At 69.3% G+C, this 25,237-nt stretch carries 24 protein-coding genes; 12 read left to right on the top strand and 12 right to left on the bottom strand.

Features of this window, described 5'->3' with window-relative positions:
- Positions 1–17: 17 nt before the first annotated feature.
- The 5 genes from DMH03_RS05015 to DMH03_RS04995 all read right to left on the bottom strand — a co-directional run bounded on the left by DMH03_RS05015 (position 18) and on the right by DMH03_RS04995 (position 5,194).
- Positions 18–1,853: a dynamin family protein gene (locus DMH03_RS05015; RefSeq protein ID WP_125790782.1), complete on the bottom strand. Its 1,836-nt coding sequence runs from the start codon at positions 1,851–1,853 to the stop codon at positions 18–20.
- Positions 1,850–2,335 (bottom strand): nucleotide exchange factor GrpE, encoded by a 486-nt coding sequence (grpE, locus tag DMH03_RS05010; protein WP_125790781.1) that lies wholly within the window; start codon positions 2,333–2,335, stop codon positions 1,850–1,852. Before grpE ends, DMH03_RS05015 begins: the two co-directional genes overlap by 4 nt.
- A 39-nt stretch (positions 2,336–2,374) precedes the next feature.
- On the bottom strand, positions 2,375–3,031 hold the full coding sequence (locus tag DMH03_RS05005; protein WP_125790780.1) for a TetR/AcrR family transcriptional regulator: 657 nt from the start codon (positions 3,029–3,031) through the stop codon (positions 2,375–2,377).
- The gene (locus DMH03_RS05000) at positions 3,028–3,507 is read right to left on the bottom strand and encodes a hypothetical protein (RefSeq protein WP_125790779.1); all 480 of its coding nucleotides are present in this window, start codon (positions 3,505–3,507) and stop codon (positions 3,028–3,030) included. The genes DMH03_RS05005 and DMH03_RS05000 overlap by 4 nt, the downstream gene beginning before the upstream one ends.
- A 112-nt stretch (positions 3,508–3,619) precedes the next feature.
- The gene (locus DMH03_RS04995; RefSeq protein ID WP_125791550.1) at positions 3,620–5,194 is read right to left on the bottom strand and encodes a dynamin family protein; all 1,575 of its coding nucleotides are present in this window, start codon (positions 5,192–5,194) and stop codon (positions 3,620–3,622) included.
- Positions 5,195–5,359: 165 nt separating this feature from the next.
- On the opposite strand from DMH03_RS04995, the gene DMH03_RS04990 reads away from it, so the two are divergent.
- From DMH03_RS04990 to DMH03_RS04980, 3 genes are all read left to right on the top strand, one after another.
- Positions 5,360–6,556 carry a sensor histidine kinase gene (locus DMH03_RS04990; protein WP_125791549.1) on the top strand — a complete coding sequence of 399 codons (1,197 nt, stop codon included), beginning with the start codon at positions 5,360–5,362 and terminating at the stop codon, positions 6,554–6,556.
- Positions 6,553–7,209, top strand: coding sequence for a response regulator transcription factor (locus tag DMH03_RS04985; protein ID WP_125790778.1), 657 nt, complete (start codon positions 6,553–6,555; stop codon positions 7,207–7,209). Before DMH03_RS04990 ends, DMH03_RS04985 begins: the two co-directional genes overlap by 4 nt.
- 85 nt (positions 7,210–7,294) lie before the next feature.
- Positions 7,295–7,708, top strand: a complete 414-nt coding sequence (locus DMH03_RS04980) for a VOC family protein (RefSeq protein WP_125790777.1) — start codon at positions 7,295–7,297, stop codon at positions 7,706–7,708.
- Between the two features lie 241 nt (positions 7,709–7,949).
- On the opposite strand, the gene DMH03_RS04975 is transcribed toward DMH03_RS04980, so the two are convergent.
- Both DMH03_RS04975 and DMH03_RS04970 read right to left on the bottom strand, forming a co-directional pair.
- Positions 7,950–8,861: an SDR family NAD(P)-dependent oxidoreductase gene (locus tag DMH03_RS04975; protein ID WP_125790776.1), complete on the bottom strand. Its 912-nt coding sequence runs from the start codon at positions 8,859–8,861 to the stop codon at positions 7,950–7,952.
- Entirely contained in the window at positions 8,862–9,440 is a 579-nt protein-coding gene (locus tag DMH03_RS04970) for a TetR/AcrR family transcriptional regulator (protein ID WP_125790775.1), read from the bottom strand.
- 190 nt (positions 9,441–9,630) lie between these two features.
- On the opposite strand from DMH03_RS04970, the gene DMH03_RS04965 reads away from it, so the two are divergent.
- The 6 genes from DMH03_RS04965 to trmB all read left to right on the top strand — a co-directional run bounded on the left by DMH03_RS04965 (position 9,631) and on the right by trmB (position 14,586).
- Complete coding sequence (locus DMH03_RS04965) at positions 9,631–10,569, top strand: ABC transporter ATP-binding protein (protein ID WP_125790774.1); 939 nt, start codon at positions 9,631–9,633, stop codon at positions 10,567–10,569.
- Positions 10,570–10,597: 28 nt separating this feature from the next.
- On the top strand, positions 10,598–11,329 hold the full coding sequence (locus DMH03_RS04960; RefSeq protein WP_125790773.1) for an ABC transporter permease: 732 nt from the start codon (positions 10,598–10,600) through the stop codon (positions 11,327–11,329).
- A 149-nt stretch (positions 11,330–11,478) separates the two neighbouring features.
- A complete protein-coding gene (locus tag DMH03_RS04955) occupies positions 11,479–12,399 on the top strand; it encodes an ABC transporter ATP-binding protein (RefSeq protein ID WP_125790772.1) in 921 nt (306 codons plus the stop codon).
- Complete coding sequence (locus DMH03_RS04950; RefSeq protein WP_125790771.1) at positions 12,396–13,148, top strand: hypothetical protein; 753 nt, start codon at positions 12,396–12,398, stop codon at positions 13,146–13,148. The genes DMH03_RS04955 and DMH03_RS04950 overlap by 4 nt, the downstream gene beginning before the upstream one ends.
- Before the next feature lie 159 nt (positions 13,149–13,307).
- On the top strand, positions 13,308–13,859 hold the full coding sequence (locus DMH03_RS04945; RefSeq protein WP_125791548.1) for a hypothetical protein: 552 nt from the start codon (positions 13,308–13,310) through the stop codon (positions 13,857–13,859).
- Between the two features lie 43 nt (positions 13,860–13,902).
- Complete coding sequence (trmB, locus tag DMH03_RS04940; RefSeq protein WP_233611374.1) at positions 13,903–14,586, top strand: tRNA (guanosine(46)-N7)-methyltransferase TrmB; 684 nt, start codon at positions 13,903–13,905, stop codon at positions 14,584–14,586.
- Between the two features lie 316 nt (positions 14,587–14,902).
- Here trmB and DMH03_RS04935 read toward each other — a convergent pair whose 3' ends face one another.
- Together DMH03_RS04935 and DMH03_RS04930 are read right to left on the bottom strand one after the other, a co-directional pair.
- Positions 14,903–17,152: an FtsX-like permease family protein gene (locus DMH03_RS04935; RefSeq protein WP_125790769.1), complete on the bottom strand. Its 2,250-nt coding sequence runs from the start codon at positions 17,150–17,152 to the stop codon at positions 14,903–14,905.
- Complete coding sequence (locus DMH03_RS04930; protein ID WP_125790768.1) at positions 17,152–17,847, bottom strand: ABC transporter ATP-binding protein; 696 nt, start codon at positions 17,845–17,847, stop codon at positions 17,152–17,154. The genes DMH03_RS04935 and DMH03_RS04930 overlap by 1 nt, the downstream gene beginning before the upstream one ends.
- A gap of 180 nt (positions 17,848–18,027) precedes the next feature.
- Between DMH03_RS04930 and DMH03_RS04925 the strand changes: the two genes are divergently transcribed.
- From DMH03_RS04925 to DMH03_RS04915, 3 genes are read left to right on the top strand one after another with little or no spacing between them, the layout of a single operon-like run.
- On the top strand, positions 18,028–19,803 hold the full coding sequence (locus tag DMH03_RS04925) for a sensor histidine kinase (RefSeq protein WP_125790767.1): 1,776 nt from the start codon (positions 18,028–18,030) through the stop codon (positions 19,801–19,803).
- Positions 19,800–20,450 carry a response regulator transcription factor gene (locus DMH03_RS04920; protein WP_125790766.1) on the top strand — a complete coding sequence of 217 codons (651 nt, stop codon included), beginning with the start codon at positions 19,800–19,802 and terminating at the stop codon, positions 20,448–20,450. The genes DMH03_RS04925 and DMH03_RS04920 overlap by 4 nt, the downstream gene beginning before the upstream one ends.
- 14 nt (positions 20,451–20,464) lie before the next feature.
- Positions 20,465–21,772, top strand: coding sequence for an amidohydrolase family protein (locus tag DMH03_RS04915; RefSeq protein ID WP_125790765.1), 1,308 nt, complete (start codon positions 20,465–20,467; stop codon positions 21,770–21,772).
- A gap of 262 nt (positions 21,773–22,034) precedes the next feature.
- On the opposite strand, the gene DMH03_RS04910 is transcribed toward DMH03_RS04915, so the two are convergent.
- From DMH03_RS04910 to DMH03_RS04900, 3 genes are all read right to left on the bottom strand, one after another.
- Positions 22,035–22,721, bottom strand: a complete 687-nt coding sequence (locus tag DMH03_RS04910; RefSeq protein ID WP_125790764.1) for an SDR family oxidoreductase — start codon at positions 22,719–22,721, stop codon at positions 22,035–22,037.
- A gap of 84 nt (positions 22,722–22,805) precedes the next feature.
- On the bottom strand, positions 22,806–24,533 hold the full coding sequence (locus tag DMH03_RS04905) for a hypothetical protein (protein WP_125790763.1): 1,728 nt from the start codon (positions 24,531–24,533) through the stop codon (positions 22,806–22,808).
- A 53-nt stretch (positions 24,534–24,586) separates the two neighbouring features.
- Positions 24,587–25,210: a class I SAM-dependent methyltransferase gene (locus DMH03_RS04900; protein WP_125790762.1), complete on the bottom strand. Its 624-nt coding sequence runs from the start codon at positions 25,208–25,210 to the stop codon at positions 24,587–24,589.
- Positions 25,211–25,237: the final 27 nt, after the last annotated feature.

Raw genomic sequence — 25,237 nt, 5'->3', positions numbered from 1 at the left:
CAACAGGACCACCCTGGTCAGGCGTCGCGCAGTGACCGAATGCGACCGAGCAGTGCCTCAGCGCGATCGCGACCGTCCGAGACGTCCTTCAGGCGCTTCGCGACGACCGAGATCTTCTTCGCCCGTTCCTGCGCGCCCATCTTGATCGTCTTGTCGACTTCCTTCAGCTCCGCCTCGATCGCGTCGATGCGGCGGCCGAGGGCTTCGTCGAGCGCCATCGACAGCTGCTGTTCGGCCTCGATCAGCTGCTCCGCGACGAGCTGGTCCAGCGTGGAACGCGCGTCCGCGATCGCCTCGACCAGCCACTGCTTCATATGCTGCTTGTCCGAGGCGTGTTTGCGGGTGCGTGCCATCCACCAGCCGGCGCCGAGGCCGATGATGATCGTGGCGGGCAGGATCACCGGGTTCAGGATCGCGACGCCGGCCAGCGGCAGCGCGGCGACCTTCCCGGCACCGAGACCACCGGAAACGCCCATGAAGATGAGCAGTTTGTCCTCGGCCGTCGGCGGTTTCTTGTCCGGCGGGCGAAGCACGACCGGCGGGCCGCCCGCCCTGGCGAACTGACCGCGGATGATGGCGAGCTCTTCGGCCGAGAAAAGCTCCGAAAGCGCGACGTTGGTGACCTGATTGAGCCGCTGGGAGAGCAGCATCGAGATCCGCTGCGACGTCGTCTGCAACGCGATGTCGACCTGCTGGGGCAGCGCGGCGAGGGCGTCCCGTTTCGCGCCGTCGATCTGCTGCCGGAAATGCGTCGACGCGTCGCGCATCTGCCTGCTGGTCTCGTGTCCGACCTCGACGCGGGTCCGCTGGATCTCCGCGCGCAGTTTCAGCTGCCAGCCCCGGGTCGACGAGCGCCGTTCGGTGGTCAGGTCGTCGCGGCGCTGGCGGAGCTGCTCCGCCTCGGCCTCGCCGGCGGACAGCGCACGGCTTTCCGCCTGCAACTTCGCCTTGAGCTCGCCGAGGGCACTCGACAGCGCCCGCAGGGTGTTGGCCTCGCCCAGCATCGCCGAGCGACCGACCAGCATCTCCTGCAACGCGCCCTGCAGTGCGCCGATCCCGGCCTTTTCCCGCAGCATCATGGCCATCTGCTCGTTCGGGGCCTTGGCCGCCGTCTCGAACATCCGCGCGGAAACCGGATGGAACACCGCGTCGGCGAACCGGGGAGCGTGCTCGGCGAGCAGCCGCCGGTCGGCTTCGAGAACCTCGCGCCAGCCGCGGAACTGGTCGGTCTTGGTCAGCGCGAACAGCACGGTTTCGACGCGCTCGCCCATGTCCTGCAGGAAGTGCAGCTCCTGCGCGGTGAACGGCGAGGAGGCGTCGACGACGAACAGCAGCGCGGTGGCGCCCGCGGCGGCCTCCTTCGCCAGTTCGCCGTGCATCGAGTCGAGCCCGCCGACGCCCGGGGTATCCACAATGGACACTCGTTCGAGCAGCGGGACCGGACCGGAGACCTCGACGTAACGCGGCGGGATCTGCCCTTCCGGCAGTTCGTGCGCGGCCGAAACCCAGTGGATCAGGTCGTTGAGGTTGATCGGCACCGACGCCAGCTGGCCCGGGTAGCAGGCCTGCGCGGACCACTGCTCGGCGTGCTCGAAGACCAGATACGTCGCCGTGGCGACGTCTGCGTCCACAGGGGACAGTCCCGGCATGGACAGGAGCGCGTTCACGAGCGAGCTCTTGCCGCGGTTGGTCTCGCCGACCACCACGACCGACGGCTTCTTCGGCCGCGCCTTCCGGATGTCCTCGACCCATTTCGCGGCCTGAGGATCGGCTTCGCGGACGACGGTGAGCAGCTGCTCGCGCGTGCTCTTCACGACCGCCGGGAGATTGGTCGCCGCGCTCGGAGCGGTCACTGGGCCTTCTTCGCGTAGACGATGACGATCGGCGCGCGCAAGACCCGGTCGTGATCGGCGAACCCGACGACCTCGGTCTCCGCGACGAGCCCTTCGAGCGCCGGATCCTCGGTCGCGACCGCGCCGCCCGCCTCGTGCACGGCGGGGTCGAACCGCTCACCGTCCGGGCGCAGGGCACGGACACCGATCCCGGCGAGACCGTGTTCCAGCCGCTCGACGACGCCGCCGCTGCGGGCGCGATCGAGGGCGTACAGGCAGAGCTGGATCAGCGCCTGCCGGTCGGCGAGAGCCTGTTCGAGGTCGGCCGGACCCGTGGTCGTGGACTCCACATCGGTCTTCGACGCGGCTTCGACGGCCACGGTTCCCTCGGGCGGCGAAGTCACGCCATCCGCCTCGGCGATGATCGCCGCCGAAATCTGGCCGGTCGGCACTTCGTCCGGGTCCACCTCGTCGACCGCCTTCTTGCGCAGCCAAGCACCCACCCGAATCGACCCCCGTAACTGGTGTCCCGGGCCTGCTGATCAGCCCGGGGAGATTCCACCAGTGTCGACCAATCGCCCGTCGGCCGGGGGCGAAATCGACAGAACGGGACGAAGGAATCTGGTGATCAGCTCCTTCATCACCGCGAGTTCCGCTTTCGGATCGAGGTCCGGCTCCAGAATCACGCGTGAAAGCGGTGCGTCGACCAACGCGACCAGCCAGCTCGCCACCGTCTTCGCATCGAGTCCGGGATCGATCCGGCCCGCTTCCATCGCCCCCGTCACGAGGTCGGTCAACCCGTCACGGAGGGCACGGTCGTTGCCCTGGACGAGCCTGGCCAGATCGGCGTCGCGGGAACACTGCGCGGCGACCTCGAGGACGAGTTTGGCCGCGAGAGGCTGCAGGAGTTGCTCCGACACATACGTGATGACGTGGAGGATGGCCTCCCACGGATCCTCGATCTCCCCGGCGGCCGCGAGCAGGGCCGCGGTCTCGTCGCCGTCCTGCTCGAAGATGCCGACGAAGACCGCGCGTTTGTTCGGGAAGTAGTGGAACAGGCTGCCGGTGCTGATCCCCGCCGCGCGGCAGATCTCCGCCGTCGTGGTCTTCTCGAAGCCCTTCATCGCGAAACAGCCCGCGGCGGCGTCGAGGATGGCGCGGCGTTTCGCCTCGTGTTTGGCCGGGTCGACCGTCCTCATTTCACCGCCGGCGGCTCGTCTTGCCACGGGTAGCCGTGGTCGAGGAAGGCCTTGGCGACGGCTTCGCGGTCGACGTCGGCCTTCTGCCGCACCAGTTCACGGCCGTCCGCGGCGAGCAGGACCAGCTCCTTGCCGTCGAGGAACACGGCCTCGAGCCGGGCTTCGTAGGCGCGGCTGCGGCCCTTGGTGGTCAGCGTGATGCGAGTCGGCGTCACCTTGACGATCAGCCTTTCGTGCGCCCAGACCGCGGCGAAGAACAGGCCGAGCACCAGGCCGACACCGATCCCGGTGACCATGCCCCATGGCCGCGGCATATCCGAGACGAGCTGGAAGGGGCCCTTGAACGGGACCCAGCTCAAGGACGCCACCCAGCCCGAAATCGACTGGAGGAACCAGCCGAGCGCGGCGCCTGCCAGCGGACAGCCGAGCCAGGAGGCCGTGCGCAGCCACTGGGGCTCGTCGACGATCGTTTCCATGCGCCCATTATTAGACCGAGCGCTCGGTTTATCAATCTCGGGGCGCGTTTAGTCCTCTGGATGCGGTAGTTGCGCGTGCAAGGACCGCATCCAGAGGACTAAATGCGGGAGGTCAGTCGCGGATCTGCTGCCAGATGAGGAAGTACGCCCGGTGCACGACGTGCGCGACGCGGCTCTGGGCGGGCGTCGCGCCGAAGGACGCGAAGGACCGCCACCAGCCGGCGCGTTCCAGGGCGTGAGCCGCCAGCTCGGCGCGCGGAGCACCCGGCTTGCCGAGCTGCGCGCCGATGTCGGCGTTGCTGCCGACCCGCAGGACCTCCTCGGACAGGTCCTCGGGCATGTCGACCGCGCCGGAAGCGACCAGCGTGAGCGCTTCGAGCAGCCGGAGCTGGTGTGCCTCGGGCTTGGCGAGCAGGACCTCGATCGCGTCGTGGACGCGCTGCCGTTCGGCCGGGTCGCCGGAAGCGTGGGCCAGCGCGGTGACCGAAGCCAGCGCGGCGGCGGCCTTGATGCCGTCGGCGCGGGCGGCGAAGACGATGCTCAGCCGCTGGCGGACGGCTTCGAGCCCGGAGGCGTCGAGCAGCTTCCGCCGCAGCGAGCCCGCGGTGATCTCGGGTTCCTTGCGGATCGCCTCGACCGCGTACCGGACGCCGAACAGGTCCAGTTTCTCCAGCAGCCGCAGCCGGGTGCCCGCCGCGACGTCGCATTCCCAGCTGGTGAAGATGTCCGCCGAGATCAGCATGGTCTCGAGGATGTCGTCGTCCATCTCGGCCAGCTGGCGCAGTGCTTCGGCGTCAGGGGAGGTGAAGCCGCCGGACTCGGCCGACTCCGCGATCAGCCCGATCACCGGCAGCACGTCCGCGACGCGGGGTTTCAGCGTCGAGGCCTGCTTCTCCGACAGGAGCGTGGCGGCCTTCCACACGTCGCCGCCCGAGCCTTCGACCGACTCCGGCGCGATGGTGTCCGCCTTGTTGAGCACGGCGATCGCGTTGACCGGACCCGCCTCGCGGCTCGCGGTCGCGGCCGTGAACGCGGCCAAGGCCTGCTGGTCGTCGGCGCGGACGCCCTGCGTGACGACGTAAAGCACGGCTTCGGCACCGGCGACGGCGTTGCGCGAGGTGTCGTCCAGCTCGTCGGAGCCTTCTTCTTCGTCCTCGTCCTCGTCACCGTCGGGCTTGCGGTGCTTCGCCGCGCCCAGCAGCTCCTCGGTCCGCGACACCGAGGCGGCGTCGAGCGAGCCGAGGCCGGGCGTGTCGATGACGGTCATGCCCTGCAGGACCGCGTTGGTGAGGTACGCCTCGATATGCGAGACCTTGTCGATGTCGATGCCCAGCTCCGCCGGGATCATCCCGTCGGCGGAGAAGGGCAGCACCTGTTTGCGGCCGTCGTTGAAGACGATCTCGACGCGGTCGACGGTGCCGTACTGGAACCTGGTCACCAGTCGCGTGCACTCGCCGACGTCGGTCGGCGCGACCCGGCGCCCGATCAGGGCGTTGACCAGGGTGGACTTACCCGATTTGATCCGGCCCGCGACGGCGACCTGCAGCGGTCCGCCCAGCCTGCGCAGCACTTCGGCGAAGCCGACGGCGGTCCGCGCGGACACCTGCGGTTGCAGACGATGGCAGAGATTGGCCACCGACATCGACAGCGGACCGGCGAGCCGTCCCTGCTCCGAAGGTGACGTCACGGCGCTCTGCCCCTCCCAGTCGTCGAGCCTGCCGAGGAGAATCGTGCCATGCCGCTCATCCTCGGGTCGCACCGAAGGTGGTACCGGCGACCGACGCGCGGACGGCACAGGCCGACATAGTGTTACCAGGTGCGACGGTTGAGCCTCTGGATGCGTGCCCACCCCATGGCGGGGGACAGTTCCATCGCCGTCATCCTGCTGCTGACCGACCTGCTGCTTTACGTCGCCGCCGCCGAGACGCCGGAAGTGCCGTCGATGCCGCCCTGGTACGTGGCGGTGCCGCTGGACATCGCGATGGTCGCGCCGCTGGTCTTCCGGCGGAAGGCGACGCTGTGGTCGGCGTATCTGGTGCTGCTGATCGGCATCCCGCACGGGGCGCTGGAGCTGGGCGCGGCCAGCGCGTTCGCGGTGATGATCAGCATCTACTCGGTGCTGGTCTACGTCGGACGCAAACAGGGACTGCTGTATCTGCTGGCGACGCTGGTCACCTCAGGGCTCCAGCTGTGGGCCGACCCGCCGGAGGACGTGTGGGTGCTGGCGATCATCGGCATCTTCTCCAGCGCACTGTGCTGGACGCTCGGCGAGTTCGCCGGCGCGAGGCGCGCCTATCACGAGGAGGTGGAAGCCAGGTTGCATCTGCTTGAGACGGAACGAGACCAGGCGACCAGGATCGCCGTCGGTGAGGAACGCGGCCGGATCGCCCGTGAGCTGCACGACGTCGTCGCGCACGCGGTGAGCGTGATGGTCGTGCAGGCCGACGGCGCGTCCTACGCGGTCGACGGGAATCCCGAGATGGCGAAACGGGCCTTGCAGACGATTTCGGAAACGGGCCGCGGCGCGCTCGCCGAGCTGCGGCGGCTGCTGGACGTGCTCCGCAGTGACGGCGACGACGAGCCGCGGGTGCCGCAGCCGGACGCCAGCGCGCTGACCGACCTCGCGGACCGGATCCGCCAGGCCGGTGTGCCGGTGACACTGGCGATCGGTTCCGACGCGCTGGCCGGGCTGCCCGCCGGTGTCTCGCTCGGCGTGTACCGGATCGTCCAGGAGTCGCTGACGAACACGCTGAAACACGCCGGACAGGGCGCGCAGGCGGAAGTGCTGGTGCGCCGCGAGGCCGAGATGATCGACGTCCGGATCACCGACGACGGCGCCGGCCGCGCGAAACAGCTGGTACCCGCCGCGACGAAGACGGGGTCGCACGGCGCGCCGTCGGGGCCGCGGAGACTCACCGTCCCCGGTGGGAACGGATTGATCGGAATGAAGGAACGGGCGAACGTCTTCGGCGGCACGCTGGAGGTCGGACCCGCTCCCGGTGGAGGGTGGCAGGTGCACGCGAGGCTCCCGGTTAGGTTGGCGACGTGATACGGGTGGTGGTCGTCGACGACCAGGAATTGATGCGCGTCGGGTTCCGGATGGTCCTGGGCGCGCAGGCCGACATCGAGGTGGTCGGCGAGGCCGGCGACGGGGCGCAGGCCATCCGCCTCGCCGAGGAACTGCGGCCGGACGTCGTGCTGATGGACGTCCGGATGCCGGTGCTGGACGGGGTCGAGGCGACGAAACGGATCGTCGAGGCCGGAACGGCGCGGGTGCTCGTGATGACGACGTTCGACCTGGACGAGTACGTCTATTCGGCGTTGCAGGGCGGCGCGAGCGGGTTCCTGCTGAAGGACACCCAGCCGGATCACCTGGTGTCGGCGCTGCGGGCGGTCGCTTCGGGCGACGCCGTGGTCTCGCCTTCGGTGACCAGGCGGCTGCTCGACCGCTTCGTCGGCGCCGGCGGGAAGCCGATGCGGGACGCGGCCGAACTCGACGTCCTCACCGAACGGGAGCGTGAGGTGCTCGTGCTGATCGCGAAGGGCCTCTCGAACCTGGAGATCGCCGAGACGCTGTTCCTGTCCGAGGCGACGGTGAAGACGCACGTCGGGCGGATCCTGTCGAAGCTCGACCTGCGCGACCGGGTGCAGGCCGTGGTGCTCGCCTACGAGACCGGTCTGGCGCGCCCCGGGGTCAGCTGAGGCGATCTCTGCGGAAAAGTGGTCATTCGGTGAGCACTTTGCGGTGGATCCTTGTCTCCAGAGCCACTTGATGGAGGAGAAGGAAATGCTGCGAGGTCTCACCACCACCACGTTCTACGCCGACGACATGGCCGCCGCGATCGAGTGGTACTCCGATCTCTTCGGGATCGAGCCGTACTTCGTCCGCAACGGTCCCGACGGCGCTCCGGCCTACGTCGAGTTCCGGATCGGCGACTACCAGCACGAGTTCGGCGTGGTCCGGGGCGACTACCGGCCGCCGCTGGCCCAGCCCGGTCCTGGCGGAGCCATCGCGAACTGGGCCGTCGACAACGTCGAGGACGCCTTCGCGAAGCTGCTCGAGAAGGGCGCGAAGGAGTACGAGCCGATCATCGAGCGCGGGCCGGGCTTCGTGACCGCGGCCGTCGTCGACCCCTTCGGCAACGTCCTCGGCGTCATGTTCAACCAGCACTACCTGGACGTGCTGGCCGGAACGAAGTAGCCGTGAAGGCAAGGCCAACGTGCCATGCCGTGAGGGCCTCCTTCCCTACCTTGAGAGTAGGGAAGGAGGCCCTCACGGCATTGTTCCGGACGGTCGACGGGAGCCACTGGCGGCAAATGTCTACTTTGTGACTACATGTGCGGTTTTCGGCGGGGGTCGTGAGTGGCAAGTAGCGTTCTAACCCTCTTTACCACTCACGACCCCTCGCAAAACCGCCCAAATCGGGCCCGCCAGCACGCTCTCAGCGGTACAGGGCGTGGTCCGCCGTCTCCGCATCCTTGCCCGCGTCCCGGACTTCGGCCATCCACTTGCCGAAGTCGGGGCGTGAGCCGTCGACGTCGGTCAGGCCGTACTCGTTCATCAGCGTCCACGACGCGAGCGTCTTGCCCGCGAACCGCGAGACCTCCGCGTCGGTCGCCAGCTTCGCGACACCTCGCCCGAGCAACGCCGGGGTCTCCGAGATGGCGAAGTCGACCGGCGCCGTCTTGCCGACCGCGTCACGCCACGTCTCCTCGGTGACCCCGAAGTGGTCGAGCATGGCTTCCGAGCGCAGGAAGCCGGGCGTGACGGTCATGCCGACACAGTCGTACTTCTTCAGTTCGGCGCCGAGCGCCCTGCCGATCGCGCGGATGCCGCATTTCGCGAGGAAGTACGGGATCCCCGCGCCGACGTACTCGTCGTGGTCGCCGTCGGTGACCTCGATGACGAGACCGCCTTTCCGCTTCACCACCAGCGGAAGCAGCCGGTGCAACGCGATCAGGTGCGTGTCGATCGCGTTGTGCACCAGCGTGAGCGCGTCGTCGAGGCTGGAGTCCCAGTACGCCCCTTCGAAGTCCGCGAACGGGTCGCCACCCCAGACGTCGTCGACGAGTACGTCGATCCGGCCGTCCACTTCGGACTCGATACGCGCCTTCAAGGCGTCCACATCGGACACGACGGTGAAGTCGGTCCGGACGGGGATGCCCCGGCCGCCCACCGCGTCGACGAGTTCCGCGGTGTCTTCGATCGTCTCCGACCGCTTCATCGGCGACCGCTGTTCGCGCGTCGTGCGGCCGGTGACGAACACCGTCCAGCCGAGCCTGCCCAGTTCCACCGCGATCGCGCGGCCACAGCCCCGCGTCGACCCCGTGACCACGGCCACTTTCCGGTCCATTCAGGACACTCCTTTCCATGCGGTCAGCACCGCGTCCACGTCTTGCCCCAGCCGGTCGGCGATTCGGCCCTTCGGCCGGATCGACCAGTCCAGCGCGGCCCCGTTCGCCACCCCCAGCAGCACGCGCGCCGCACGGACGACGCCGGGCGCGCCCGGCAGGTCCCGTGCCGCGACGCGCGTCAGCCGCCGCAATTCCGCCTCCACGGCGGTGAAATGTTCACCCAGCAGGGCACGGAGTTCCGGCTCCCCGATGTCCACCCCCAGCTGCCCGAGATGGTTCGCCGCCGTCTCCGGGGTACCCAGACCCTCGTAGACCACGACGACCGCCGCCCGCAGCGCCTCGACGGGATCGGCGAGCTCGCCGCAGTCCCGCATCCGCCCTACGACCGACCGCGTGTTCAACCGGCTCAATGCCTGCAAGAGGCCGTTTTTCGAGCCGAATCGCTGGGCGACGGTGCCGACCGCGACCCCGGCTTCCGCCGCCACCTGGGCGAGCGTGAAACCCGGGCCCACCATGCCGATCACGGTCTCCGCCGCGGTCAGCAGTCGTTCGTCGGTGATGGTGCGAGGCCTCGCCATGTGGTTATTGAACCACGATTCATTAACCCTGGCGAATCAGGGTCATTCTCAGGGGGATCACCGATCGCGTACGCCGCCTGGAGACGGCAAGCTACGTCTCAGGTCGGGTATCAGGTTGGCACCTCAGGATGACGCGCTCGACCACCCACATGGACGACGATTGTTTTCGCAGTCGCCGAGGGGAGCAGACATGATCGAGGCAGTGGGCCTCACCAAGCGGTACGGCAAGACACTGGCGGTGAACGACCTGTCCTTTTCCGTCGCGGGCGGGGAGGTCACCGGATTCCTCGGCCCCAATGGGGCGGGCAAGTCGACGACCATGCGGATGATCCTCGGCCTGGACAATCCGACCGCGGGCCAGGTGCGCATCGGGGGCAAGCTGTACCGCGAGCTGAAGGAACCGCTGCGGACGGTCGGCGCGCTGCTGGACGCCAAGTGGGTGCACCCCAACCGGTCGGCTCGGTCGCATCTGCGGTGGATGGCGAAGTCCAACAAGATCGCGGAGAGCCGGGTCGACGAGGTACTCGAGACCGTCGGGCTCACCAGCGTCGCCGGAAAGCGCGCCGGCGGTTTCTCCCTCGGCATGTCGCAGCGGCTGGGGATCGCGGCGGCGTTGCTGGGTGACCCGGAGGTCCTCCTCTTCGACGAGCCCGTGAACGGCCTCGACCCCGAGGGCATCCTCTGGATCCGGAAGTTCATGCACCGGCTCGCCGACGAAGGCCGCACGGTATTCGTTTCCTCGCACCTGCTTTCGGAGATGGCGCTGACCGCGAGCCACCTGGTCGTGATCGGCAAGGGGCAGCTGATCTCCCAGTCCTCCACCGAGGACTTCGTCTCGCGGGCCGCCGAGAACACGGTCAAGGTCCGGTCGCCGCAACTGCCCGCGCTGCGCGCCGCGCTGGCGCAGGCGAGCGCACAGGTCACCGACGCCGACAAGTCGCTCGTCGTGTCCGGTATGGACAGTGACAAGATCGGCGAGATCGCCGCGGCCAACCAGATCGTGCTGCACGAGCTCAGCCCGCAGACCGGCTCCCTGGAGCAGGCCTTCATGCAGATCACCGGCGATTCGGTCGAGTACCACACGGGTCTCGAAGCCGAAGCCGCCGAAGTGGTCACAGCCGCCCAGTAGCCGCTCACCTTCCGAGGAAAGAAAAGCCATGACTCTGCTCGCCGTGGAACGCATCAAGCTGTTCACCACACGCTCACCCTGGTGGTGCGCGCTGGCCGCACTGGCGGTCGTGATCGGTTTCGCCGCCATCGTCTCCGGTGCCGCACCCGAAGGGGAACTCACCGACGTCAGCCTGACCCAGTTCGGTTACGGCTTCGGCATGGCCGTGATCATGGTGCTCGCCGCGCTTTCGGTGACCACCGAATACCGCTTCAGCACCATCCGGACCACCTTCCAGGCCGTGCCGAACCGCACCGCGGCGCTGCTGGCCAAGACCGGCGTCGTCGCGATCTTGTCGCTCGTGGTCGGCGAGATCGCCGTGTTCGGCGCCTGGGGCCTCGCCTCGGTCATGCGGCCGGAAGACCTCGCACTGAACACCGCCGCGGAGTGGACCAGCGTCGCCGGGGTCGGCGTGGTGTTCGCACTCGCCTCGGTGATCGCGATCGCCGTCGGCATCCTGATCCGGCACAGCGCCGGGGCCATTTCGCTCGTGCTGATCTACGCCCTCGCGGTGGAGAACCTGATCCAGCTCATCCCGAAGATCGGCAAGGACATCTACGAGTGGATGCCGTTCCGTGTCGCCGACAGGTTCCTCACCGGTTCGGGGCCCGCCAGGGTGGAAGCACCGTTGAGCCAGGCCGGATCGCTGGCCTACTTCGCGGGCTTCGCGCTGGTGCTGCTGGTCATCTCGCTGTTCGTCGCGAACAAGCGCGACGCGTAAGGACTTCCACAGGGGAAAGCCGGACGCCTCACTCGGGGGAGTGAGACGTCCGGCCGGGGAGAAAAAGGGGAACAAGGACCGGGCCGCCTAATCGGGGGGCAGCCCGGTCCTTTCCCGCGTAATGTCGGAATCCACCGGAGGGAGGGCTGATGATCGAGGCCACCGGACTCACGAAACGCTACGGCGACAAGCTCGCCGTCGACGACCTTTCCTTCACCGCCGAAGTCGGGCGGGTGACGGGATTCCTCGGCCCCAACGGGGCGGGGAAGTCCACCACCATGCGGATGATGCTCGGGCTCGACAACCCGACGTCGGGCACGGTGACGATCGACGGCAAGGCCTACCGCGAACTGCATGATCCACTTCGGACGGTCGGCGGCATGATCGACGCCACCTGGCGGCATCCCGGCCGCACCGCGCGCGAGCACCTCCGGTGGATCGCCGCGACCAACGGCCTGCCGGACAAGCGCGTCGACGAGGTGCTCCGGCTGGTCGGGCTGGACTCGGTCGCCCGCAAACGGGCCGGGCAGTTCTCGCTCGGGATGTCGCAGCGGCTCGGGATCGCCACGGCGTTGCTGGGCGACCCCCGCGTGCTGCTGTTCGACGAGCCGGTCAACGGGCTCGACCCCGAGGGCATCGTGTGGATCCGGCAGCTGATGCACGCGCTCGCCGCCGAGGGCCGCACCGTGTTCGTGTCCAGCCATCTGCTGCCGGAGATGGCGCAGACCGCGCAGGACCTCGTCGTGATCGGCCGGGGAAAGCTGATCTACCAGGGCACGATGGAGGACTTCATCGGCCGGGCGAAGGGCCTCGGCGTCCGGGTCCGCAGCCCCCAGCTGCCCGAACTGCGGACGGCGCTGACCGAGAAGGGCGCCGGATTCCGCGAGGAGGACGGCGCGCTCATCGTGTCCGAAATGGACAGCGACGACATCGGCGAACTCGCGTTCGCCGCCGGCGCGACCCTCCACGAGCTGAAGCCGCTCACCGGCTCGCTCGAACAGGCGTACATGCAGCTCACCGCCGGAGCCGTCGAATACGGCACCGGCCCGGTTCCGGAGGTCGTCCGATGACCGCGGCGAACATGCTCCGCGCGGAACGGATCAAACTGCTGAGCACCCGCGCGCCCTGGTGGTGCGCGGGGATCGCGGTCGTGGTCGCGCTCGCCTACACCGCGCTCTTCTTCGGCTTCGTACCGCTCGAAGGCCAGACGGGCGTCAACTCGACCCAGGTCGCCAGCGCGCTCGGCCGCACCGTGGTGCTGGTCCTCGCCATCCTCGCGGCGGCGACGGAGTTCAACTGGGGCACGATGAAGCTCACCTTCCAGGCGGTGCCCTCGCGGGTGCCCGCACTGCTGGCGAAGGGCGCCGTCGTCGGAGTGTTCTCGGGGCTGATCGGGCTGCTGGTGGGCTTCGGCTCGTGGGCGGTCGCGTATCTGATCGAACCGGCCGCCGGCCTGGGCATCGCTTCGGGAGCCGACTGGCGCGCGGTGGCGGGCCAGGGCCTGACCTTCCTCCTGACCGGGCTGCTCGGCGTCGGTCTCGGCCTGTTGTTCCGCAACCCCGCGTTCGCCCTCGGGTTCGCGCTGGTCTGGACGCAGCTGATCGAGGGCCTCGTCGTGCTGATTCCGAAAGTGGGCGGCGACATCTACCAGTGGATGCCGTTCTTCGCGGCCAATCAGTTTTCGGGACCGGATCTCACGGTGGCGATGTTGAAACTCGAGCCGCCGTTGGGGCCGTGGGGTTATTTGGCTTATTTCGGCGGCATCTGCGTGATTGTGTATGCGGCCGGGCTGATGATCACCCATCGCCGTGACGCGTGAGCTTTTACCGCCTCCAAAGGAGTTAAGTCCACGTTAAGAGGCTGTGGCTTCTCTCACAGGAAGCGGACATACTGTTCCCGACCGGGCGATGCTCGGGATGAGCCTATTTCGGCTCTTCGGCCCCGGAGGTGATCCTTGACGGTGGATTCCGGTCAGGGAGTGGAACGCAAGATCCCGCAAGCCCGCACGGAAAGTATGCAGCCCCGGCTCGAGCCCATGCTCGACCTGGAATGGTCACAGGCGATCGAACTGCCCCGCACGGTCGCGTCCGCGACGCGGCCATCCGATATCCGCCGCGCGTGGGTGCACCGCGCACCCGAAGATCTCGTTGTCGCGCTGTACCGCGCGTCCAGTGGAATGCACGGTGAAATTCCCGCGCCGTGGTGGCTTCGCGCCGTCGTGGAAGGCAGGCTCGAATCGCGGGAACTCGGTTTCCGCATCGAAGATCGCATCGCAGGCCTGCTCGGCAGGCGACCAGGTTGGGAATTCGTCCCGTGGGCCGCGGACGGAGAATCCGGTTACTGGGAGTTCATGCCTTCCGAACGTGGAGCGTCCGGACTTTCGATCCCGACCACCGTGCTGAACACCAGCCGTCACGACGGCTGGATCGACGTCCTCCCCGCCCATTCCAGTACGACGCCGGCCCCGATCCCGGTCGCCGGATTCGCGGGCCTGCGCTCGCGGCTGGGGGAGTTCGAAGCGGTCCGGTAACCCCACGTTTAATGGGTGGGTGGAAAACGAGGACCAGCCACGGATGCGCAGCGTGGTCAGCTATGTCAACCGCGGCGGCCGGATGACCGTCGGGCAGCAACGAGCCTGGGACGAACTCTGGCCGTCGCTCGGCCGCACCGTCGGCGAACTGCCCGAGGGCCCAGTGGACTTCGACGGGTGGTTCGGCAGGCGGGCCCCGGTCATGGTGGAGATCGGTTCGGGCATGGGCGAGACCACGTCCCAGCTCGCGGCCGCCGCCCCGGAGCTCAACTACGTCGCGGTCGAGGTGTACGAACCGGGCCTCGGCCAGCTGATGTTGCGTGCCGAGAAGCTCGGGGTGGAGAACCTGCGGCTGATGCACGGTGACGCCGTCGTGCTGCTGACCTCGCATGTCGAGCCGGGCTCGCTGTCCGGGGTCCGGCTGTTCTTCCCGGACCCGTGGCCGAAGAAGCGGCACCACAAGCGGCGGATCGTGCAGCCGGAGTTCGTGTCGCTGATCGCCTCGCGGCTCGCGCCGGGCGGGACCTTCCACATGGCGACCGACTGGGAGAACTACGCCGAACAGATGATGGAGGTCTGCTCGGCCGAGCCGCTCCTGCGCAACCGTCATGCCGGCGAGCCCGGCGGTTGGGCGCCGCGGCCGGAGTGGCGGCCGGTCACGAAGTTCGAGAACCGTGCCGACGTCGAAGGCCGGGTCTCGCACGACCTGATCTTCGAGCGGGTCTAGCGAGTCGTGAGCCGTAAGAGATTGGCCGGCGCCGAGCTCTTATGTCGTGAAACTCACGTGAGCGCACCCTCGGCTCTAACCGTCCTCCGCTGCTCACGAGAACGACGGAAAGGGCCGGTCAGGACGTCCCCACGTCCCTGACCGGCCCTTTCTCACACCCCGCACCTCGGGATACCCCCTGCGTATCCCCGGCGCCCGTTCATCCCTCCCCCGACAGAGGGACGACCGGGCACCCGGCCCGTGGGTGGATCATCACCGACTCCACCCACGAGACCTGCCCGCCCGGATGCCATGACGCCATTCGGGCGAACTTTTCTCATTCGTCGGCCAGGGGCTCCGACTGCACCCGCTTGAGCGCCGGGGTCGAGACGGATGCCCCGAGCAACGCCACCCCGATTCCCAGCACCACGGGCGCCAGCAGCCACGGGCTCAGCACGACCGCTTCCTTCTCGACCAGGCTGTAGAGCCCCATGCCGACGCCGATCCCGACCACACCCGCGCCGATGGTGGCCACCATCGCGGGCAGGGCCGCTTCCATCCGCAGCGCCCTCGACAGCACCCGGACCGGTGTCCCGGCCGCGATGAGTGCCCCGAAGGTGCGGCGGCGGTCCATCACCGAACCCGCGGTCGCCACGGCCGCGCTGCATCCGGCGAGCACGCCGGCGGCGATCAGGCCGATCACGGTGACCCGGCGCAGGTCGCCGAGTTCCTGCTGCTGGCCGATCAGGTGCAGGCCGCGGCTGCCGACCTCCTGGCCGGGTGCCGCGCCGACCAGCGCGGTCCGGACGACCTCGGCGTTCGCCGGGGTGGTCGGCACCACCACGTCGACGTATTTCGGCTCGACACCCGCGGGCAGCAGGGCCGGGTCGATCACGATCGTGCTGGACGTGTCCTCGTCGCCGTTCGGGTAGAGCTGCACCGGAACCTTCGGATCCAGCGCCGTTCCCGCCTTGTCGTACTCCGACGTCACGCGGTACGCCGCCGGGTCGATCTTGTGCGTGCTGTAGATCGCGGGGCCCTGCGCGCAGGAGCCGCCGATGTTCACCCGCAGCAGTTTCGTGGCGTCCTCGCAGGTCATCACGAACGCCCGGTTCAGCGACTGGCTGCGGGTCCCCGTCTCACCGGTGGCCAGGTAGACCTGACCGACCGCGATGGCCTTGTCGGGGATCCCGTTTCGGGCGAGGGAGGCGTTGGTCTGCTCGACCGTCTGCCCCGCGTGGGCCGCGTCCGACTCGGCGTAGAGGACGTTGTCCTTGAAGGTCCGGCCGCCGCCCGCCATCGACTCGAACGAGGGCAGCAGGGTGAGCGCCATCGAACCGGTGAAGACGGCGAGCACGACACCCGCGGTGGCGCGGTAGGCGCTCTTCGGGTCGTCGCGGAGCCTGCGGCCGGCCAGCAGCGACGCCGGTTTGCGCCAGATCCGGACGAACGTGCCGCCGACCGCCGAGGTGACCCACGGTCCGACGATGGCCGCAGAGCCGACCAGCAGGAACAGGCCGAGCATCACCATCATCATGCTGGCGTTGTCCTGGCTGACCGCGAAGAGGAAGAAGGCACCGGCCACGGGCACCGCGAGAAGACGCCACCAGTGCAGTGGTTTGCGAGCGTGCGCCGAAGCGGCGAACAGCGGCGTCTTCAGCACGCGGCGGATGCCGAGGATCCCGGCGAAGACCACCAGTAGCGGGATCGCCACGGCGATCGCGATGGTCGAGCCGATCGAAAGGCTGAAGTCCGACGCGAGCCACGTGCCGCCGCCCCACGGGACGAACGTCGAGAGACCTTGCAGCGCGGGTGCCACGAGGATGCCGAGCAGGGCACCGACACTGGCGGACAACGCCGTCTCGGCGGCGACGATCTTCGTCACCTGGCCGGGGGTCGCCCCCGCCAGCCGCAACGCGGCCATCCGCAGCTCACGCCGGGCGGCGGTCAGCCGGGCCGAAGACGCGACGAGCACCAGGCTCGGCACGAGCAGGACGATGACACCGACCCAGGCGAGCAGCGCGAGCAGCGGGTCGGGCTTCGCTTCCTTGACGGGGAAGCCGTCCGCGGCCATCGCCGACGTCGGCATCGACTCCGGGGTGTGGCCGACGACGGCGACCAGCTGCTCCGGGTACAGCAGGGAATCGGGTCCGAGCGAGTCGACGAGTTTGCCGAACCGGTCCCCGAGCTGCGCCTGCGGCGTCGACTGGATCAGCTTCCCGAGCGCCGGGGAGACGATCGCCTCGCCGGGCGCGGGCAGCCGCGGGATGCCCGGCGGCAGGCTGAGCATCGGCGACGTGCCGGTCTGGGCGATGTCGACGCGGGTGATCTCGCGGTCACCCGAGTAGTCCTTGTTCGCGGCCATCAGCAGCGGCGCCGCGCGCTGGGGCTGATCGGACTCGGAGTAGTAGCTGTGGATGTCCTGCCAGATCGCGCGCTGGGCGCGGGCCTGCGTGGCACCCGGGAGGGAGGCGAGCAGGATCACCAGACTGGTCGCGACGGCGACCCCGACCGCGGTGAGGATGGCCGACGTGCGGGTCCGGCGGTCGACCCGGAGCACCCGCATGGCCAGCTGGAAACTGTTCATTACGCGGCCAGCCTCGTCGCGATCAGGCCGTCGCGGATGGAGACGGTGCGCGGCATGGCTTCGCCGAGCTCGCGGTCGTGGGTCACCACGATCACCGCGGCACCGCTGTCGGCGGCCGCGGCGAGCAGCGCGTCCATGGTGGCGCGGCCGGTGCGGGTGTCGAGGGCGCCGGTCGGCTCGTCGGCGAAGATCACCTTCGGCCGGTGCGTCAGCGCCCGCGCGATCGCGACGCGCTGCGCCTCACCGCCGGAGAGCTCGCCGGGGCGGCGCTTCTCCTTGCCCGCGAGGCCGAGCTTCGCCAGCCATTCGCGGCCGGCCTCGATGGATTCCTTGCGTCCCTTGCCGCTCAGCAGCGACGGCAGCGCGACGTTCTCTTCCGCGCTCAGCTCGGCGACGAGCATCCCGGACTGGAACACGAAACCGAACTCGGTGCGCCGCAGTTCGCTGCGCTTGCGCTCGTTGAGCTGGTCGACCCGCTGCCCGGCAAGGAAGATCTGCCCGGAGTCGGCGCGGAGGATCCCGGCGAGCACGTGCAGCAGCGAGGTCTTGCCGGAGCCGGAAGGCCCGACGATGGCGACCGCGTCCCCCGCCTGGATGTCGATGTCGATCCCGGCCAGCGCGTGCTGCGTGCCGTACCGCTTCACCAGTCCACGCCCGGCGAGTACCGGCTGCCCTGTCCACTGTGGATCTACCACCGCGAGTCTCCCTAATCAGTCACTTGTGTTCGGCTTCGGGGAAGAGCTTCGCGGTGAACCACCTGTGTCCACTTCGGGCAGACGGCCAGTGCTGATCACGCGCGCATCGGCCGATCGGCCGACCCGGGTCGGGCCGGTCGGCCAAGGTGCGGACGGCGGCGGATCCTCTACCGTCACGGTGTGACAGCAGGTCCATCCCAGAACAAGTTCTACGCACGCGCGGGTTCGCTCGCGCGCCGCCTCGGCATGCCCACCGTCGTACTGCTGGCCGCGCTCGCGTTCGACCTGTTCTTCATCACCGACGCCGCACTCGACGACACGGGCCCTCGCGGTATCGACCTGCTGCTGTTCCCCGGCATCTTCGCAATGGTGTTCTGCGCGCTCTGGGCGCAGAAACGGGCAGCCGTCGCGGCGGTCGCGGCGTCGGTCGTCCTGGTGGCGTACACCCTGGTCGTCCGGTATTTCGACATCCCGACCTACTCGAGCGTGCTCGCCCATCTGTCCATCACCGAGGTGGTGGCCGGGGTCGAGATCCTGTTCTACGCCGCCCGCCGGACGCGGCCGGGTGTCGCGTTCGCCGTGATCTCCGGCCTGGTCTTGGCCACGCTGACCGCGGTGTCCGGCCGGTACTACTCCGGCGACAACTCGAACGGCACCATGGCGCAGGCGATGCTGTTCGGTGGCATCCTGCTGGGCTGCACCCTGGTCTTCGCGATCCCGGGACGCGACCGCACGGCGCACCCGAACCGCTACGAGAAGCTGCAGAAGCTCAACAAGCTGGTGATGGGCCAATGGCCGCTCATCGGCCTGCTTGGCATCGCGCTGATCCTGGAATTCGGCTTCACCTACGAGAGCGGGGCGCACGGCTTCCCGATCCTGGTGTGCTCGATCATCGCCGCGGTCATCGCGGTCGCCGCGCCGCGACGGCCTGCCGACGCGATGATCGCGCTCACCGCGGTCATGCTGCTTTCGGCGTTGGTGACGCCGTTCCTGCGCTTGAAGTACGGCTACCCGACACCTGGCGGAGTGCCGGGAACACAGGTCGTCGCGGGGATGGGCCTGGTCGTCACCCTGGTCCGCGCGGTCGGGCTGAGCAAGGCCGTGCCCCGGATCGCCGGACTGTCCGTGGTGGTCGCCCTGGCCTGCGTCCTCAACGCCAAGCGGCCGACCCCCAACCTGACGACCGACCCGGACGACCTCGCCGGTTTCGCCGTCATCGCGCTGCTGCTGCTCGGCATCTCGGTGGCGGTCGGCCTGGCGCTGCGGTCGCGGGATTCGGAACGCACGCAGGTCATCCAGTCGGCGATCAGCGACGCGCAGACCTCGGAGCGGATGGCGCTGGCGCGGGAACTGCACGACGTCGTCGCCCACCACGTCACCGGGATCGTCGTGCAGGCGCAGGCGGCGAAGATGATGGGCGAGAAGAATCCGCAGGTCGCGGTCGAGGCGATGGGCCGGATCGAGGACGCCGGAGTGGAGGCGCTCGCGGCGATGCGGCGGCTCGTGCGAAGTATGCGCGGCGACGCCCCGGCCGGGAGCAGCGAGTTCAGCGAACAGGCCACCACCGATCTCGCCGCCGACCTGCGGACGCTGATCGAACGGTCGAACCACGGCGTGAAGACGTCGATGAAGCTCGAACTGCCGTCGAACGTGCCGCACGAGGTCGGGCGGTCGGCGTTGCGGCTGGTGCAGGAGTCGCTGACGAACGTCGGCAAGCACGCGTCCGGCGCCACGGAGGCGCTGGTCATCGCCGAGGTGACCGGGAACGAACTGCACCTCCAGGTGACCGATGACGGACGCGAGCCGGAGCGCCGTCCGGCAGGCGGGTCGGGCGGCTACGGTCTGATCGGCATGCGCGAACGTGTCGCCCTGCTCCACGGCCGGCTCTCCGCCGGACGGGCGCCGGGCGGCGGATGGCGCGTCGAAGCGTGGCTACCACTTGAAGGAGAAGAGTGATCCGGGTATTGATCGCCGACGACCAGGACATGGTGCGGATCGGCTTCCGGATGATCCTGGACGCGCAGGACGACATCGAGGTGGTCGCCGACGTGGCGGACGGCGTCTCGGCGGTCGCGAAGGCGCGCGAGCTGCGGCCGGACGTCTGCCTGCTGGACATCCGCATGCCGGGGATCGACGGGCTCGAGGTCACCAAACAGCTGGCGGGGCCGGACGTCGTCGATCCGCTGAAGGTGGTGGTGGTCACGACGTTCGATCTCGACGAATACGTGCACACCGCGCTGCGGAACGGCGCGAGCGGATTCCTGCTGAAGGACGCCGGGCCCGCGCTGCTGATCGAGGCGGTGCGCGCGGCCGCACGCGGGGACGCGCTGGTCTCGCCGCAGATCACCGTCCGGCTGCTGAAGCATTTCGACGGCGGGACGGTGAAACGCGACGTCAGCCCGCCTTCGGAACCGCTGACCGCGCGCGAGCTCGATGTGGTCAAGGCGGCCGCGAAGGGGCTGACGAACACGGAGATCGGCGCCGAGCTGTTCCTTTCGCTGTCCACGGTGAAGACACATCTCGCGTCGGTGCAGGGCAAGGTCGGCGCGCGGAACCGGGTGGAGATCGCGGCCTGGGCGTGGCGGAGCGGTGTCGTGGACTGACCTAAGCTCTTTACATGCAACGCCGTTTCCACGCTCCCGTCGTACTCCCCGCCGACCCCGGTTGCTCGTTGCTGCGTGACGCCGTGGTCGACGTGGACGAAACGGGGCGTATCACCCATGTCGGTCCCGCGTCCGGGGCTCCCGAGACGTCCGCTCCCGTGACCCGGTTGAGCGGTCTTCTCCTGCCCGGCCTGGTCAACGCGCACGCGCACAGCCCGATGACGCTGCTGCGCGGGATGGGCGGCGACCTGCCGCTGCTGAGGTGGCTCACCGAGATCATCTGGCCGACCGAGGCGAAGCTGAAGCCCGCCGACATCCGCACCGGCATGATGCTGGGCTCGGTCGAAATGCTGCGGCACGGCGTCACGACCAGCGCGGAGATGTACTTCGAAGGCGAGCAGCTCGCGGACGCGGTGCTCACCACCGGCGGCCGGGTGGTGCTGGGTCCGCCGATCATGGAACTGCCGGGGATGGACTGGCGCGCGATGCTGAAGAGCATCGAACGCTGGATCGACACCGACGGCCTCCGGTTCGGGCCCGGCGAGCGGATCGAGGTCGGCTACGGGCCGCACTCGGCGTACATGCTGAACGCCGAAGCGCTGCGCGCGACCGCGGAATCGGCGGCCGAACGCGGTGCGCTGGTGCAGATCCACGTGGCCGAGGCGGCGCTCGAAGACGTCAAACAGCGTGAAGAGCACGGTTCGGTGCCCGCGCTGCTGGAGAAGGTCGGGATGCTGCGGGGCCGGACGCTCGCCGCGCACGCCATCCACCTGTCCGACGAGGACATCGCGCTGTTCGCCGCACGCGGCGTCGGGATGGCGCACTGCCCCGGCTCGAACGCGAAGCTCGCTTCGGGCATCGCGCGCGTGACGGAACTGCGGAAGGCAGGCGTCGCCGTCGGGCTCGGCACGGACGGCCCGGCGTCGAACGACGACATCGACCTGTGGGAGGAACTGCAGCTCTCGGCGATGTTCGCGCGGCTCGCGACCGGCGAATCGACCGTGCTGACCGCGGCCGACGCGTTCCTGCTCGGCACCCGCGGCGGCGCGGACGCGCTGGGCCGGACCGACATCGGCGCGCTGGAAACCGGCCGATGGGCGGACATGGTGCACGTCGACCTCGACGACCCGGCGTTCGCGGCGGGCATCGACGTCCCGGACGAGCAGCTGCTCTCGAACCTCGTCTGGGCCGCGGGCTCGCGGCGCGTCCGCGACGTGTGGGTGGCGGGCGAGCAGGTCGTCGGCGACGGCGAATCCCTGCGCGTCGACCGCGCGAAGGTGCAGGCCGAAGTCGCGGAGACCTCGGCGCGGCTGCGCTCTTAACTCACCTACCCAGCCCCCCACCCGGCCCAGGGGGCGGCCCCGAGGCCAGTCTATCGGGGTTGGGGCTGGGGCCTGCGGAAAAGCGCTGATCAGGGCCTGGTTGTCCACAACGGTGCGAGGCTGTGGGCAACTCGCCGCTGGGCCTGGGCGCCCAATGTGGCATTGGGGACGTTGAGCGACCCTAATGCCACATTGGGCGCAAACGCGGCTGGGGGTGGAACCCGAGTCCGGAACACGCGAGCGGCGAAGCAAGCGCGAGCGGCTAGACCAGGCCGCGCGGCCGGAGGGTGACGTCCGTGGGGTGCGCGTCACCGGTGGCGGAAACCGCGGCGAGCACGGCGGCCGCGACGGATTCGGGGCGCAGGAAGCGTTCCGGCTCGTACGCGCGGCCTTCGTCGGCGACGATCGCCTGCTGCATTTCGGTGTCCGTGCGGCCGGGGTAGACCGACGTCACCCGCAGCGCGGACTCCTCGTCCCGCAGCGCGTCGGCGAAGGCGCGGACGGCGAACTTGCTGGCCGCGTACGGACCCCAGCCGGGGCGCGCGTTCTGCCCGGCACCCGAGTTGATCACGACGACGTGCCCCTTCGCGGCCCGCAGCGCGGGCAGCAACTGCCTGGTCAGCGTGACGACTCCGAGGACGTTGACCTCGAAGTTCGCCCGCCAGTCGGCGTCGGTCGCGGCCTCGACCGTGCCGAGCCGCGCGACGCCCGCCGAGTGCACCAGCACGTCCAGTTCGCCGAATTCGGCGGTCGCCGCTTCCAGTGTCTCGGTGTCGGTCAGGTCGATCGGCCACGGCCTGGCGTCGGGCAGTGTGCCGGCCAGCGCACCGAGCGCGTCGGCGTCGCGACCGCCGAGCAGCAACCGGTGGGTCGGGGCGAGCGCGCGGGCGACCGCGGCGCCGATACCGCGGGTGGCGCCGGTGACGAGAGCCAAGGGGAGATCAGCCATACCGCCACGCTAGTGGTTCGGGTTTGAACCGCTCGCGCGTGTCCAGAGAGCGATCTCGCGTGATTGAGCGCGGAACTCGCGTGTTCAGTTGCCGCACACGACGGGCGGCGTCGCCACCCGGGGGAACCGGACGGAACCGCGCGTGAACGACCCGATGAGGTTGTCCGCGAACCGTCCGGCCGTCAGCGGATCCCGCACCGACGCGTCGATCTCCACGATGGCCGGGCAGTCGAGTGCCGCTCGTGCGGCGGCGACGTCCTCGCCGCGGGCCGGACCGCCCTCGGCGATCGGGAGCCGCGCCGAATTCGCCAGCTCCCACACCGGGGGCAGCCATTTCTGGTGGCCGGGCCTGCCGTTGACGAGCGACGTCGAATGCGCGGCGAACGGGTTGGCGAGGCCGTATCCGTCACGCAGTCGCATGTCGAGCGGGATCAGCAGGCCGAGTGCGCCCATGCTGTCCGCGGCGACGGTCACGTATGGCCGATCCGTCGAGTACGCGTACCAGCGTCTCGTCGCGTAGTCCTGGATCAGCACCGCGGGGCCGCTCACGCCGCGGATCGCTTCCAGTGTCGTCGGCATCAACAGGTGATCGGCGTAATCCTCCGCCAGGACCGGGTGCTCGTGCCCGGTCGCTCGCGACCAGAACGAGCGCTCATCCGTGACGCCGACAGCGCGCGGAGAAGCCGAGTACGACGGGCGAAGCGACCCGGCTGCCACGACCGCCCAGATCCCTACGACGGCCAGAAGCACCACGGTCACCCTCGTCACCGGCAAGGCGAGCACGGGCAACAGCAGGCAGAACAGCGCCGGGAGCAGCATGCGCCCGTGCATGAAATCCCCGCCGACCCGGATCACGTACAGCGCGAGCAACACCGCGCCGACCACCGGGACCGCGGTGAGCACCGCGAACGTCTTGTCCACAGTGGACGCGACGGTGACCACGGCGGCGGCGAGCGCCAGCAACGGGAGCCACAGCCAGTACGGCTGGACGAGGTCGGTCAGGTACGCCCAGCCGCGAGCCCAGTTCGCCTCCGACGCCTCTTTGACCAGCGCGGTGTTCGGTGTCAGCAGACCGTAGTAGCCCATCCGGAACACCTGATAGGCCAACGGGAGCGCGGCCGCCACCGCCAGCAGACCCAGCACGCGACGACGTCCCGGCCGCGCGAGCACGAACAGCGCGGCCAAGGCGACGGCGCTGAAGAGCGCGAGATCGGGCCGTACCAACGGCCCCAGCCCGGCGACCAACGCGACCGGCCAAGTGCGCAGCTCGTCCATTGTGGACATACGGCGGACGAGCAGCCACCAGGTACCGCCCAGCCACAACGTGATCAGGCCGGTCTCGAGCCCGGACGTCGCGAAGTCGCGGAACGGCGGCAACGCGCACACCACCAGCGCGCCGGCGGGCGCGAGCCCGTGGAACGCCAGCGGCTGATAGAGCCGCCGGGCGCCGTCCAGACCGAAGAACAGCCCGGCGACCGAGAAGAGCAGCCCGGTGACCGCGGAGATCCACTCCAGCGGCACTCCCGGGATCAGTCCGAGCACGCTCAGCACCGCTGTCCACAAAGGACTGGTATTGGCCTCGACCCGCTCGCCGATGTTGAACACCGGCCCGTTGCCCGCCAGGATCTGGCGGACCGTCCGCAGCACGATCAGCCCGTCGTCGCTCATCCAGCGGCGGCGCCAGGCCAGCTCGGCGTAGACCATCAGCACCAGGCCGAACCCGGACCACGTCCAGGTCGACGGCCGCCGGAACCAGGTACGCGAAGGCCAGTCGGGCGTGTTCTCACCCATCGTCGTGTTCGTCTGCGTCATGGCCCCGCCCGCCTCGGTTGCGTGCGCAGGAGATCAGGTCCGCGACCCAAGAGTCAAACCGCCCTGGCGGCGAGACAGGACTGTGGCAGCTTCCTCCCTTCCATGGCCAGCCGCGCGGTGACCTCGAAGCCTGCCCTCACCAGCAGGTCGGCGACCTTGCCGGGGTCCAGCAGGTACGCGTCGTAGGTGACCGGGTGGCCGTACGCCGTCTCCGGGCTCAGGCGCTCGTCGCCGACGTGGAACCCGAGCAGCAGCCGCCCGCCCGGCGCGAGCACGCGGCGGAACTCCGCGAACGCCGCCGGGAGCACCTCCGGCGGCAGATGGAAGATCGACCACCAGGCGACGAGACCGCCCAGTTCGCCGTCCGGGAGATCGAGGGCGGTCATCGAGCCGAGGAAGAACCGCAGCTCAGGGTGCTGACGGCGAGCGATGTCGATCATTTTCGGCGACAAGTCGACACCGGTGACCTCGAGGCCGAGTGACGCCAGATGGGCGGTGACATGGCCGGGGCCGCAACCGACGTCGACGACCGGGCCGCGCACCTGCTCGGCGAACGCGGCGAGCATCGCGCGGCTGATCGGCTCCTGTTCGAAGAGCGGCGCGATCCGCGCCACGTAGTCCTCGGCGACGGTGTCGTAGGACTCGCGGGTGCTGGTCAGGAACGAAGGTTCGGTCACGATGGGCGACGTTAGCGGCACCCACCG

The organism is Amycolatopsis sp. WAC 01376 (assembly GCF_003947415.1).
GTDB lineage: Bacteria > Actinomycetota > Actinomycetes > Mycobacteriales > Pseudonocardiaceae > Amycolatopsis.
This window is presented reverse-complemented; position numbering and strand designations above follow the sequence as displayed.

Coding starts and splice junctions, on each gene's coding strand:
- DMH03_RS04955 (WP_125790772.1), top strand. CDS start 11,479: ATGATCGAGGCCACCGGACTCACGAAACGCTACGGCGACAAGCTCGCC.
- DMH03_RS04970 (WP_125790775.1), bottom strand. CDS start 9,440: ATGGCGAGGCCTCGCACCATCACCGACGAACGACTGCTGACCGCGGCG.
- DMH03_RS04965 (WP_125790774.1), top strand. CDS start 9,631: ATGATCGAGGCAGTGGGCCTCACCAAGCGGTACGGCAAGACACTGGCG.
- DMH03_RS04935 (WP_125790769.1), bottom strand. CDS start 17,152: ATGAACAGTTTCCAGCTGGCCATGCGGGTGCTCCGGGTCGACCGCCGG.
- DMH03_RS04960 (WP_125790773.1), top strand. CDS start 10,598: ATGACTCTGCTCGCCGTGGAACGCATCAAGCTGTTCACCACACGCTCA.
- DMH03_RS04950 (WP_125790771.1), top strand. CDS start 12,396: ATGACCGCGGCGAACATGCTCCGCGCGGAACGGATCAAACTGCTGAGC.
- DMH03_RS04980 (WP_125790777.1), top strand. CDS start 7,295: ATGCTGCGAGGTCTCACCACCACCACGTTCTACGCCGACGACATGGCC.
- DMH03_RS04990 (WP_125791549.1), top strand. CDS start 5,360: ATGGCGGGGGACAGTTCCATCGCCGTCATCCTGCTGCTGACCGACCTG.
- DMH03_RS05005 (WP_125790780.1), bottom strand. CDS start 3,031: ATGAGGACGGTCGACCCGGCCAAACACGAGGCGAAACGCCGCGCCATC.
- DMH03_RS04910 (WP_125790764.1), bottom strand. CDS start 22,721: ATGGCTGATCTCCCCTTGGCTCTCGTCACCGGCGCCACCCGCGGTATC.
- DMH03_RS04905 (WP_125790763.1), bottom strand. CDS start 24,533: ATGACGCAGACGAACACGACGATGGGTGAGAACACGCCCGACTGGCCT.
- DMH03_RS04975 (WP_125790776.1), bottom strand. CDS start 8,861: ATGGACCGGAAAGTGGCCGTGGTCACGGGGTCGACGCGGGGCTGTGGC.
- DMH03_RS04915 (WP_125790765.1), top strand. CDS start 20,465: ATGCAACGCCGTTTCCACGCTCCCGTCGTACTCCCCGCCGACCCCGGT.
- trmB (WP_233611374.1), top strand. CDS start 13,903: ATGCGCAGCGTGGTCAGCTATGTCAACCGCGGCGGCCGGATGACCGTC.
- DMH03_RS05000 (WP_125790779.1), bottom strand. CDS start 3,507: ATGGAAACGATCGTCGACGAGCCCCAGTGGCTGCGCACGGCCTCCTGG.